Here is a 12,509-nt window from a genome sequence, read left to right on the forward strand (position 1 = left end):
TGTACGCTGGGCGGAACGACGGCTTTTACAAAAGATGACCAGGGCATCAGCATACGACGCAACGTATAATCGCCTGCTCTATCTGCTTCAGAATACCCAAAGCTACTTCTCTTTTATAGGGAGATAAGGATTCCATCTTTTTCTATCTGTCGTCTGAGAAAATCATTCATATTTTTATGGAAGCGAACCACATCTACCAGACAGCCTGGTAGTCTTTCTTTCCGGTACCCGTTCACCCCTCCACCTGCATTGCCACTACCTCCTGCAACACACAGACTGCTTCTTCCACCGTCCTGACATCCTTCACCAGCATACTCCGTTTGTTGTTCTGTTCGCGCAGGTCACAACGCTTGGTGCACTTCATCATGTAGGCAATGACCTTACCGAAAGCCTGGCTCTGATAGTACAGGCTGTCCGGATTGGACACAAAGAACAAAGACATGCGCCCACCTTTCAAAAAGACTTTCTCCACGCCGAGGCGGGCAGCCAGACGGCGCAAGGGAACGATGCGCAGCAATTCTTCTGTTTCAGGAGGAATCGGGCCGAAGCGGTCTTCGAGACGGGAACGGAAAGCATCCACATCCTTATCGAGCGTCAATCCGTCCAACTCGCGATAGAGCAGCATGCGTTCGCTGCTGCCGGTCACATAGTCGGCAGGCAACAAAAGTTCAAGGTCACTTTCCACTTGGCATTCATCAACAAACTGTTCTCCATTGATGACGCCTCCGTCCGCTTTCAGTTCGTCGGCATAAAGGTCGGCAAATTCATCGGTCTTCAGTTCGCGTACGGCTTCGGAGAGAATCTTCTGATAGGTTTCATAGCCCAAGTCGGCAATGAAGCCGCTCTGCTCGGCACCAAGCATATTTCCCGCACCGCGGATGTCAAGATCTTGCATGGCAATGTGGATGCCACTGCCCAGGTCGGAGAAGTTCTCGATGGCTTGCAGGCGCCGTTTTGCTTCGGGAGTAAGGGAAGACAATGGCGGTGCCAGCAAGTAGCAGAAAGCTTTCTTGTTGCTGCGCCCCACACGTCCGCGCATCTGGTGCAGGTCACTAAGGCCGAAGTTCTGCGCCTGATTGATGATGATGGTATTGGCATTGGGTATGTCGATGCCGCTCTCGATGATAGTGGTGGCAAGCAGCACATCGTAGTCGTAATTGACGAAATCAAAGATTATCTTCTCCAGCTCGGCCGGTTCCATCTGCCCATGGCCGATGCAAACGCGGCAGTCGGGAATGTGGCGCTCTATCAAGGCTTTCAGTTCGACGAGGTTGGAAATGCGGTTGTTCACGAAGAAGACTTGGCCGTTACGACTCATCTCGAAGTTGACGGCATCAACAATAACTTCCTCGTTGAAGGTATGCACTTCGGTCTGCACGGGATAGCGGTTGGGGGGCGGAGTCTGGATGACACTGAGGTCGCGGGCACCCATCAGCGAGAACTGCAAAGTGCGGGGAATGGGTGTAGCGGTCATCGTCAGAGTATCGACATTCACTTTGAGCTGACGGAGTTTCTCCTTGACAGACACGCCGAACTTCTGCTCTTCGTCGATGATGAGCAGGCCGAGGTCTTTGAATCTGACGTCCTTGCCCAAAATGCGGTGCGTGCCGATAAGGATATTCACTTCTCCCTCGGCAAGGCCCTTGATGGCAGCCTTTGCCTGAGCGGAGGTACGGGCACGGCTCAGATAATCCACCCGGCAGGGCAAGCCTTTCAAACGTTCCTTGAAGGTCTGGAAATGCTGGTAGGCAAGCACAGTGGTGGGCACGAGCACAGCCACCTGCTTATTGTCCGCCACTGCCTTGAATGCGGCACGCACGGCTACCTCGGTCTTGCCGAAACCCACGTCACCACACACCAGACGGTCCATCGGGCGGGCACTCTCCATGTCAGCCTTCACGTCGGAAGTAGCCTTGCTTTGATCGGGGGTATCTTCGTAGATGAAAGAGGCTTCCAATTCCCGTTGCAGGAAACTGTCGGGACTGTATTGGAAACCTTTTTCCTCGCGACGTTGAGAGTAAAGCTTTATCAAGTCGCGGGCAATATCCTTTATCTTCGTCTTGGTGCGGTCTTTCAGTTTCTCCCAGGCTCCGGTGCCGAGCTTGTTGAGGCGGGGGGATTCACCCTCCTTCCCCTTGTACTTGGAAACCTTGTGCAGAGAGTGGATGGAGACAAACACCACATCTTCATTCTGATAGACAATCTTCATCACCTCCTGCGTAGAGTCGCCGTTAGGAATACGCACCAGTCCGGCAAAACGCCCCACACCGTGGTCGGTATGCACCACATAGTCGCCGGGAGTAAACTGATTCAACTCTTTCAAACTCAAAGCCACCTTGCCGCTGCGTGCCTTGTCACTCTTCAAGTTGTACTTGTGAAAACGGTCGAACAGCTGATGGTCGGTAAAGGCACAAATACGCAAAGTGTCGTCGGCAAACCCTTCGTGCAATGTCCGTTCTACGGCAGTAAAAGATATGTTGTCTCCACGGTCTTCAAAGATGGCGCGGATACGGTCGGTCTGTTTCAAGCTGTCACTGCATATGTAGATGGTGTACCGGCGGGAGAGGTATTCTCGGAAACTCTCTGCCACCATGTCGAAGTTTTTATGGAAGATGGGCTGTGCCGTAGTATGGAATGAGACGGTAGCATCCGGTGTTCCGGTGGGCTTGTTGCCGAACTCCATCCGGCGGAAATCGAGGGCGCGCAGGGTGAACTCGCCACCATCAATCAGCTTGCCTTCCAGCATGATGGCTCCATTTTCCTCCGACTCACGGGCGGCGATGGCCTGTGGGGTGAGCGATTCGTCGTGCACGGTCTGGATGCGTTCGCGCAACCAAAGGAAATCGCGCATGGCCAGCACGCTGTCCGACGGAAGGAAATCGAGGAACGACACCATGCCGCCGCTTCCCCCTTTTTCCAGGCTATGGCTCAAGTCGGGAACTATCACGATGCTTTCTTTTTTCTCCTTCGAAAGCTGTGTCTCCACCTCAAAAGTTCGGACGCTTTCCACCTCATCGCCGAAGAAGTCTATACGGAAGGGATATTCGGAAGAGAAGGAAAAGACGTCGATAATACTGCCACGAACGGCATACTGCCCCGGCTCGTAAACGTAATCCACATACTCGAAACCGTAGCTGCGCAATACGTCCGTCACGAAATTCATGTCCACTCTTTCGCCTGCATGCAATTTCAGTGTATTATCTCCCAACTCCTTACGAGATACCACTTTTTCGGCGAGCGCATCCGGATAGGTCACCACGCAAAGCCCTTCTTCTCCTTTTTGCAGGCGGCTCAGCACTTCTGTGCGGAGTATTTCGTTTGCCGCATCCTTCTGCCCGTACTTGATGGCACGACGGAACGAGGAAGGAAAAAACGACACCTGCTCCGTCCCCAATACCTGCGTCAAATCATGATAGAAATAACCGGCTTCCTCCACATCGCCCAGAATGAAAACGAGCGGACAGGTAGCCCGCTGAACCAACACAGACGAAAACAAAGAAGCGGCAGAGGCACATAAACCTCCGCAATACAGATGACGGACAGAGTTATCTTTCAGAAGCCTGCACACCCCCTCTACATTGGGATGGGAGGCATAAGATTGTTGCAGTTCGGTTATATTCATTGCTTTGCGCTTTTTCCCCGGTATTGTCCCTTACGAGGTACCCTACCGAAATAAATCCGGTGCAAAAATACACAAATAATCTTTAGCTTTGGCCAGTCGGCAACCATGTTCTCCGAAATAATCTTTCCGCTTTCAGCCTGCACATCCTTCACCTTTTCCTGTATCGTCCTTTTTATCAGAGAGAAGCGGTGAAACTTCTTTCCCTCCAATTATGAATAACATAGCCTTCACAATCCTTATTCAGGAGTTATGTTACACAAAGTTTATCCCCAGCCTGCGAACATGTATCCCAAGGTTTGGTCTGTCTATCCCAAGGCTTGGGATAGACAGACCAAAACCGGGGAACTCTCTTTACGCCTATATCTGCCAACTTTCCCCTTTATACTTCGGAAGTTTTTCGCAAATAGTTTGGATGTATTTTGTTAATGATTGAGACGGGAATGACTGAAGATTGAGACTAAAGTTCAAAGTCAGGCATACGGTTCTTTCATTCAACCTGCATCCCTCATAGTCAGGAGCCAGAAGGAGCTACACTAATGAAAGAGTCGTGACGCCAGAACTTTGCAAAATCAAGATTTGTGTGAAAATGCTGCCAGATAAAAAAGAAATGTATTACATTTGTTCCCAATTATAACCCCCATTACCAATAAGTATGCAAACATCAGACAGCATTGTCATCATCCCCACCTACAATGAACGGGAGAATATAGAGAATATCATCCGTGCCGTTTTTGCTCTGGAACATGGCTTTCACATCCTTGTCATTGAAGACGGTTCGCCCGACGGAACGGCAGACATCGTCAGAACCTTACAGCAAGAGTTCGCCGGACGCCTCTTCATGGTGGAGCGCAAAGGAAAGCTGGGATTGGGAACAGCCTATATAGCCGGCTTCAAGTGGGCATTGCAACAAGACTATGAGTATATCTTCGAAATGGATGCCGATTTCAGCCACAATCCCCAAGACCTGCCTCGCCTCTACCGGGCCTGCTCCGAAGAGGGTGCCGATGTAGCTATCGGTTCACGTTATGTGAGTGGTGTGAACGTAGTGAACTGGCCCATGGGACGTGTACTGATGTCTTATTTTGCCTCCAAATATGTACGCTTCATCACCGGGCTGCCCATCCATGACACTACAGCCGGATTTGTATGTTACCGCCGCCAAGTATTGGACACTATCAATCTGGACGGTATCCGCTTCAAAGGATATGCCTTCCAGATAGAAATGAAATTCACCGCCTACAAATGCGGCTTCAAGGTAAAGGAAGTACCCGTCATCTTCATCAATCGCGAACTGGGCACCTCCAAAATGAACAGCAGTATCTTTGGTGAGGCTGTATTCGGAGTGATTCGGCTGAAATGGAACAGTTGGTTTCATAAATATCCTACTGTACGATAAGGCGATGAAGCGATAGTATAGAATGATAAAATGAAGAGGTGACAAGCTTTGACTATAATAAGGTATGAAAAGAACATTGATACATAACGCAACGATTGTCAACGAAGGACAATCCGCGAAAGGTTCCGTAGTGATAGAAGACGGGCGCATTGCGGAGGTGCTGACCAACCGGAAGCCCCTCTCCGCACCTTGTGACGAAACCATAGATGCCACCGGATGCTATTTGCTGCCGGGTATTATCGACGACCATGTACATTTTCGCGACCCTGGACTGACCCACAAGGCGGACATCCTCACAGAAAGCCGTGCGGCGGCCGCAGGAGGTGTGACCTCCATCATGGATATGCCCAATACCACCCCGGCAACCACTACGCTGGATGCCCTCAACGCCAAATTTGACCTGCTGAACGAGAAGTGTATCGTAAACCATTCGTGCTACTTCGGTGCAACAAACGACAATTACAGCGAGTTTGGCAAGCTGGACAAGCACCGCGTCTGTGGCATCAAGCTATTTATGGGTTCAAGTACCGGAAACATGCTGGTAGACAAGATGAACAGCCTGCTGAACATCTTCAACGGTACCGACATGCTGATTGCCGCCCACTGCGAAGACCAGGAAACCATCAAGAACAATCTTACCAAGTATAAGGATATGTTTGCCGGAGAGAATGATATTCCCATAGGCAAGCATCCCTACATCCGCTCTTCGGCAGCATGCTATGCATCCTCTGAACTGGCAGTACGGCTGGCAAGAATTGCCGGTGCACGGTTGCATATTCTGCATGTGTCCACAGCCAAGGAACTGCAATTATTCAACGACTATTCACTTTCCGAGAAGCATATCACCGCCGAAGCATGCGTCGCCCATCTCCTCTTCACGCTCAGTGATTATCGCACGTTGGGTACACGTATCAAGTGCAATCCTGCCATTAAGAAGCAAGCCGACCGCGATGCTCTGCGTGCCGCCGTCGACTCCGGCCTGATAGACGTAATAGCCACCGACCATGCGCCCCATCTGCTCTCCGAAAAAGAAGGAGGTGCCTCGAAGGCCATGTCCGGCATGCCGATGATACAGTTTTCGCTCGTCAGCATGTTGCAACTGGTGGATGAGGGAGTATTTACACTCGAGACCATCGTTGAAAAGATGTGCCATGCTCCCGCACAAATCTACCGCATCAACGAGCGCGGCTATATCCGCGAAGGCTACCGGGCAGACCTTGTATTGGTACGTCCCGATACCCCGTGGGAAGTGACAGCCGACAAAGTTTTGAGCAAATGCGGCTGGAGTCCATTGGAAGGGCATACCTTCAACTGGAAAGTGGAAAGGACTTTTGCCAACGGACATCCCGTTTATAGTGACGGCATGGTGGACGACGCTTATCGTGGCGAGGAACTGAGATTTGGGGAGTGAAGGCTAGGAATTAAGGATTAAATGGGATGAAAAGGACAATACTGGCACCGGGGCATGAATTGCTTTCGTATCGGATTCATGAAGTAACCCCTTACATCAACTGGATTTATTTCTTCCATGCCTGGGGCTTCCAGCCTCGCTTTGCAGCCATTGCCAACATCCATGGCTGCGATTCCTGCCGTGCACTTTGGCTGACGACCTTTCCCGAGGAGGAACGCAGCAAAGCTTCCGAAGCCATGCAGCTCTTCAAGGAGGCAAACAGAATGCTCGACCAACTGGATGAAACAATCTCCATCCGTTGCATCTTCAGGCTTTGCCGGGCAAATGCAGACGGTGACAACTTATTGATAGAAGGAAGAACTTTCCCTCTGCTCCGCCAGCAGGCACCACAACCCGATGGCAGTCCTTTTCTCTGTTTGAGTGATTTTGTACGTCCCCTCTCTTTGGGCACGCCCGACATCGTAGGACTTTTCGCCTCCACCATCAGTGAAGAGGCCGAAGAGACTTATAAGAGCGACCCTTACAAGCATCTCCTTGTACAGACTCTGAACGACCGCCTTGCCGAAGCCGCCACAGAAAAGATGCACGAATATGTCCGCAAGGAGGCTTGGGGGTATGCCCCCGACGAATCCTTGTCCATTCCGGATCTGCTGGTCGAGAAATACCAAGGCATCCGCCCCGCCGTGGGCTACCCTTCCCTACCCGACCAGTCCGTCAACTTCCTGCTGGACGACCTGCTTGACATGGGACAGACCGGCATTACACTGACGGAAAACGGAGCCATGCACCCTCACTCCTCCGTCTGTGGCATGATGCTGGCACATCCCGCATCCCGATACTTTGCAGTGGGCAAGATTGGAGAAGACCAGCTGGACGACTACGCCCGCCGCCGGGGAATGCCGATAGAGAATATGCGGAAATTCCTGGCAGGAAATATAGAAAGCGCATCATAATGCCGACAATTCGGTACATTGGAAAAAGAGCACACAGATGACACAGATTAAACAGACCTTCACTGATAATTCTGTTCTTCATGAATTCCTCACCTGTAGTCATCTGTCTCGGCTGTATCATCCGTGTGCCAAAGAAAAAAATCCTTTTGAACTGTGATTTATCGCCCTTTTCCGCGACCAACAGTGCAAAAGCAACTCGAAAGAAGCGAAAAGATGGAAAATGCAGAACAAGAGTTTGTATCCGTGATACGGGAGTATGAGCGCGTGATATATAAAGTGTGCTATCTGTACACCACTCCCAACGCTACCCTCAACGACCTGTATCAGGAAGTGGTACTCAACTTATGGAAAGCATTTCCCAAGTTCCGGCGGGAATGTAAGATTTCCACATGGATATACCGTATCGCACTGAACACGTGCATCAGTTTTATCCGAAAAGAAAAGAACATCCCCGAAATCGTTACCCTCACCCAAGAGACCGACCGGACTGAAGAAACCGACGAGACACAAGCCATGCTACGGCAACTCTACCGGATGATAAACCGGCTGGGACAATTGGAAAAGTCCATCATCCTGCTCTATCTGGAAGAGAAAAGCTACGAAGAGATTGCCGAAATCACCGGGCTGACCTTGACTAACGTTGCCACCAAGCTCAGCCGCATCAAGGATAAACTGAAAAAAATGAACAAGGAGGAATAAATATATGGAACTGGATGAACTGAAAAAATCATGGAACGCACTGAATGAACAGTTGCAGAAAGAACCGATTGCTGATGAAAAGCAGATTACGGAACTGATTGCCGGCTACAAGGCAAATACCCACAAAAGTCTGCGACGCCTCGTAGCCATACAACGATTCTCTATAGGAGTAGGCACGATATGTCTGGCTGCCCTTCTTCTTATATGGCTGCTACTGCCCACCTTCGGTTTCAACGAACTACTGCAAGCAAAGATTGTTCCTTTTTTAGGGTTCATTGCCATCAGCATTCTCGTAGGCATGTGGTGGGACTGGAAAACATACCGTTGGAACAAGAATACACATATTGAGGAAATGAGTGTTGCCGAAGTCAGCCGCCGCACGACCACTTTCCGCCAATGGACCAAATATGAGATAATAGTCGTCTCCATTTGGATTGTCCTTTTCAACATCCTTAATTATTGGGCGATGGAATATCATCTGATGTCCATCGGTGTGCAAGCCATGCTGATTACCCTCTTTGTAGTATTTGATGCGTTGATTATCTATATTCTCTACAAAAGGGTGATTTACAAACATCTGGACCATATCAAAAAGAACATTGAAGAATTGAAAGATATATGCACCGAGTAACTCTTGTTTTCATCCTTTTCCTTCTCATCCCCGACCTCTACATTTATCTGGTTTACGTAATAAGAAAAACCAGAAAGGCTTTTCTACGTGGCCTCTATTGGCTTCCCACCTTATTGCTGGCGGCAGGTTATGTCTACTTCATGTTCCTTACGGGCGACAACGCGATGTCAAACCATACGCAAGCTATAGGCAGACTGGCAATTACCATCATGTTGTTTGTTTTTCCCAAAACCATATTCATGCTCTGCTCGCTGGTGGGAGTACTGGCGCACTTCATCATCCGCCGTTGTCCCCGCAGTCCGTTCACTGCTATAGGAGCGGTTCTGGCAATAATCAGTTTCCTCAATATACTTTACGGGACTTTTGCCGGCATAACCCGTTTTGACATAAAAGAGGTGGAATACTGTTCTGCCGATATTCCGAAAGGTTTCGACGGCTACCGCATAGTACAGCTATCGGACATACACATCGGCAGCTGGCAAGGCAATCCGGAAGCCATCAAACAGCTGGTCGATTTGGTCAACAGGCAGAAGCCGGACTTGATTGTCTTTACCGGTGACCTCGTGAACCAGCAGAGTCATGAACTGGATGGTTTCCAAGAAATACTCTCCCAACTGCACGCACCGGACGGAGTATACTCCATCCTCGGCAACCATGACTATGGTTCATACTATCACTGGCAAAGTGGGAAAGCAGAAATTGCCAATCTGGACTATTTAATCCGGCAGCAGCAAGCAATGGGATGGAAACTGCTGAACAATGAGCACGACATCCTTCATCACAAAGGCGACAGCATAGCCCTTATCGGTGTGGAAAACGACGGTGAGCCTCCTTTCTCCCAATTTGCAAACTTGCCACAAGCCATGCAGGGCACGGAGGGAATGTTCCAAATACTGCTCAGCCATAACCCTACGCACTGGAGACGTGAGGTACTGCCCCAATCGGACATTTCACTGATGCTTGCAGGACATACCCATGCTATGCAAAGCATCTTGTTCGGACACTCCCTTGCCGAACTTATCTATCCGGAATGGAGAGGGATGTACTGCGAAGGCAAGAGGGCTTTGTACGTAAATATTGGCATCGGCTATGTAGGACTGCCGTTCCGGTTCGGGGCATGGCCGGAAATCACGGTACTGACGTTAGTGTCAATGCCAGATTAATTCACCCGGCCCCGTTCCTCCATCCCACACGTTCACCATCTCAGATGTGCCACAAACCACTGCATGCCATTCTCCCACAAGAAGACCTGCTCCTCCCTGCCTTTCATAGTGGGAAAGCACCTGTTTCAGTTCCCCACTATTGTCTCCCGCAAAGTCCAGCACTTCCTCTATGCGTCGGTCTTCATCCGAAGTGCAGCCGGACAGCAGAAACAGCAGACAAATGCCTGCCGATAATATTCCTCTCAACATATCTTCCTATTTTGCATTACCACTTATTTTCAACCGTATCGGAGAAGCATCTGCATTACAATAGACGGTTATCGTCTTGCTGAAGTGTCCGGGATGGTCAGCCTTGTAGATGACATGCAGACGCAGGCTCTCACTGGGGTTGACAGGTTCTTTGGAGTAATCTACAGAAGTGCAACCGCAGGAGGAGGTAACATCCGAAATAAACAGAGGTTTATTACCCATGTTCTTCAAGGTAAAAGTTGCTTTTCGCTCTTCCTGCCAAGCGAAATCTCCCAATGAGGCAGCGGTTTTATCTATGTCGACCATAGTGTTTAGCACGTTACTTTCATTGATACTTCCTATTTTTTCACCTTGGATGATTTTCAGATAAAGTTCTTTCACTTTTGGGTTGTGGATGGGATTGCCGATAGCAAGCACTTTATTATCTTTATCCAACAAAAAAGTCCTAAATTTTTCATCTTCAGGAAAATGATTTAACTGGCAAAATAAATTTTGCACATCAAACACAATTGGTAAATTAAAAGCATCCCATTTCATTTTATAATCCAAGTCCTCAGTTCTTCGGGTTTGCAAAAAAAACAAAAAAGCAACCTTCTTATCAACGGAATCAACTTGCTGCTTCATCCCCATCCAATCCCTCAGATTTAATTTACAACTAAAGCACTCTGCAGAATCAATATAAGTAACAATCTTATAATCCCAATTGACATCTTTTACCACAGAATCTATTACATCCAAATCAGGAAAAAGGATTTCGCGTCCTTCCCATTTTTTCAATAATTCTAAAATCTTCCTATCGTTTTGATGCTGACATGAAGAAAAGACAAAAAGAACAAAGAGAAAATAAAAACATTTCATTTATCAAATACTTAATTCAATTTACTAAATTTCAAAACAAAGCCATCATTCCTAACAAACTGATTAACAGAATCAGGAAGTTCTTCATTCTCTGAATCTATATATGAAATCATAGTACCATTTGAATAACCACAGCCCACTCTCCTATCAATATCAGAGATTGCTTCACCCATATAGCATTTTTTTAATCGATAGTCTATCACAAAAGGCTTCGTTTGCCGATGTTGCCATATAAAGCCAATGATGTACTTATCTGTCACAGCTAATATTTTACGTATCAAGCAATAATTATCATAATTTTTCAGCTTGGTTTCTATATCAATTTTATCCTGATTAGGAACATTATCCTTACCAAAATCTATAAAAAAGACTTTTTCCAGTTCCCCCTTACGAGATAAGATATAAATATTATTATCTATCGTTTGATTATAAGCCAACTGACTACCTGCATCTGCAAACGTATAATTAGAAATCCAGTAAGCAGGATCAACAAATCTATCATAATCCAAATAAGTTTGACCAATTTTTCCCTTCTTATCCACCAATGCTATTTTATGCCCGGCTCCATCCCCTCGATTCCACGAAGAAAGCCCTAAAAGCAATGAATCATTATCCAAAGTTGCCAATATATCCGCTTCAAACGGTAACATACATTCTTCTACACACTCATAATCATTATTATATTGCAGCATTTTATTTAATCGTCCGTCCAGCACATATACATTCCCATTAGCATCCACATCAAAATCCGATAAATTGACATACTCTTTTGGTCCCTGCCCACGTATACCTACTTGTGCCAAATAATTCCCCATACAATCATATACTACCAATGAACGCATACGGGTATCTGCTATATAAATTTTATCATCTACCACTTTCATTTTGTCTATTCTACCTAATAGTTCTTTCACATTACCACTCTTCAACAAGACATATTCAGATTCTTTTTCATCTAAAATTTCCGACAAAACTCTCATTTCTAATGTAGTAAAATCTATCACTTCCATTGGAACAGATAAATGATTTTTTCTTTCTTTATCACATCCCCCTGCACCCAGTGCCCAAAGTACTAATATAAAAACAACATACTTCAATTTCATACGATACATAAATTAAGCATTATAAACTTGTCTCGCAAAATAACAGTGAATAAAATTTTCAATAAGATTCCTCGCCTTAAACGACCAAGAACCTTATTGAAAACAGTTCATACCAACAGGCTATTGGCAGCCTGATAAATCTTTACAATTAACCGTATTGGTAGATTGACATTCCCCGTTTGACTTAGGTCCTCCACATGGTGCTGCTCCTTCAGAACCAGCCAATGCTTCTACATTAGCCTGCATCAAATCTGACACACCTTCTGTTTTCTGATTTGCATAAACCCCATAACCGGCAACAGCAGCAACTGCTGCAACAAGTGCTATTTTAAAAATCTTATTCATTTTAGCTTTTCTTTTAAATTAATTATAAAACAATATTTACCCCGTATCTATCCTTTCAACGGAACAGCAAACGCATTGC

11 protein-coding genes are annotated in these 12,509 nt (G+C 47.2%); 6 read left to right on the forward strand and 5 right to left on the reverse strand.

What is annotated here, in order from left to right:
* Window positions 1–232: 232 nt before the first annotated feature.
* On the reverse strand, window positions 233–3,622 hold the full coding sequence (mfd, locus tag E5355_RS18115) for a transcription-repair coupling factor (RefSeq protein WP_136011442.1): 3,390 nt from the start codon (window positions 3,620–3,622) through the stop codon (window positions 233–235).
* Between the two features lie 652 nt (window positions 3,623–4,274).
* Here mfd and E5355_RS18120 point away from each other — a divergent pair.
* The 6 genes from E5355_RS18120 to E5355_RS18145 all read left to right on the forward strand — a co-directional run bounded on the left by E5355_RS18120 (window position 4,275) and on the right by E5355_RS18145 (window position 9,875).
* Window positions 4,275–5,018 (forward strand): polyprenol monophosphomannose synthase, encoded by a 744-nt coding sequence (locus E5355_RS18120; protein WP_136011443.1) that lies wholly within the window; start codon window positions 4,275–4,277, stop codon window positions 5,016–5,018.
* A 64-nt stretch (window positions 5,019–5,082) separates the two neighbouring features.
* Window positions 5,083–6,429, forward strand: coding sequence for a dihydroorotase (locus E5355_RS18125; RefSeq protein WP_136011444.1), 1,347 nt, complete (start codon window positions 5,083–5,085; stop codon window positions 6,427–6,429).
* 26 nt (window positions 6,430–6,455) lie between these two features.
* Window positions 6,456–7,382 carry a vitamin B12 dependent-methionine synthase activation domain-containing protein gene (locus E5355_RS18130; protein WP_136011445.1) on the forward strand — a complete coding sequence of 309 codons (927 nt, stop codon included), beginning with the start codon at window positions 6,456–6,458 and terminating at the stop codon, window positions 7,380–7,382.
* Between the two features lie 213 nt (window positions 7,383–7,595).
* Window positions 7,596–8,081, forward strand: a complete 486-nt coding sequence (locus E5355_RS18135; RefSeq protein WP_136011446.1) for an RNA polymerase sigma factor — start codon at window positions 7,596–7,598, stop codon at window positions 8,079–8,081.
* Between the two features lie 4 nt (window positions 8,082–8,085).
* Window positions 8,086–8,712 carry a hypothetical protein gene (locus tag E5355_RS18140; protein ID WP_136011447.1) on the forward strand — a complete coding sequence of 209 codons (627 nt, stop codon included), beginning with the start codon at window positions 8,086–8,088 and terminating at the stop codon, window positions 8,710–8,712.
* Window positions 8,700–9,875: a metallophosphoesterase gene (locus E5355_RS18145; protein WP_136011448.1), complete on the forward strand. Its 1,176-nt coding sequence runs from the start codon at window positions 8,700–8,702 to the stop codon at window positions 9,873–9,875. The genes E5355_RS18140 and E5355_RS18145 overlap by 13 nt, the downstream gene beginning before the upstream one ends.
* On the opposite strand, the gene E5355_RS18150 is transcribed toward E5355_RS18145, so the two are convergent.
* From E5355_RS18150 to E5355_RS18165, 4 genes are all read right to left on the reverse strand, one after another.
* Window positions 9,861–10,124: a hypothetical protein gene (locus E5355_RS18150; protein WP_136011449.1), complete on the reverse strand. Its 264-nt coding sequence runs from the start codon at window positions 10,122–10,124 to the stop codon at window positions 9,861–9,863. The genes E5355_RS18145 and E5355_RS18150 overlap by 15 nt on opposite strands.
* Window positions 10,125–10,130: 6 nt before the next feature.
* The gene (locus tag E5355_RS18155) at window positions 10,131–10,982 is read right to left on the reverse strand and encodes a DUF1573 domain-containing protein (protein WP_136011450.1); all 852 of its coding nucleotides are present in this window, start codon (window positions 10,980–10,982) and stop codon (window positions 10,131–10,133) included.
* Between the two features lie 11 nt (window positions 10,983–10,993).
* Window positions 10,994–12,085: a 6-bladed beta-propeller gene (locus tag E5355_RS18160; protein ID WP_168354384.1), complete on the reverse strand. Its 1,092-nt coding sequence runs from the start codon at window positions 12,083–12,085 to the stop codon at window positions 10,994–10,996.
* A gap of 120 nt (window positions 12,086–12,205) precedes the next feature.
* A complete protein-coding gene (locus E5355_RS18165) occupies window positions 12,206–12,430 on the reverse strand; it encodes an NVEALA domain-containing protein (protein ID WP_136011452.1) in 225 nt (74 codons plus the stop codon).
* Between the last annotated feature and the right edge of the window lie 79 nt (window positions 12,431–12,509).

It is taken from the genome of Bacteroides muris (ex Afrizal et al. 2022), assembly GCF_004793475.1.
Classification (GTDB): Bacteria; Bacteroidota; Bacteroidia; order Bacteroidales; family Bacteroidaceae; genus Bacteroides; species Bacteroides muris.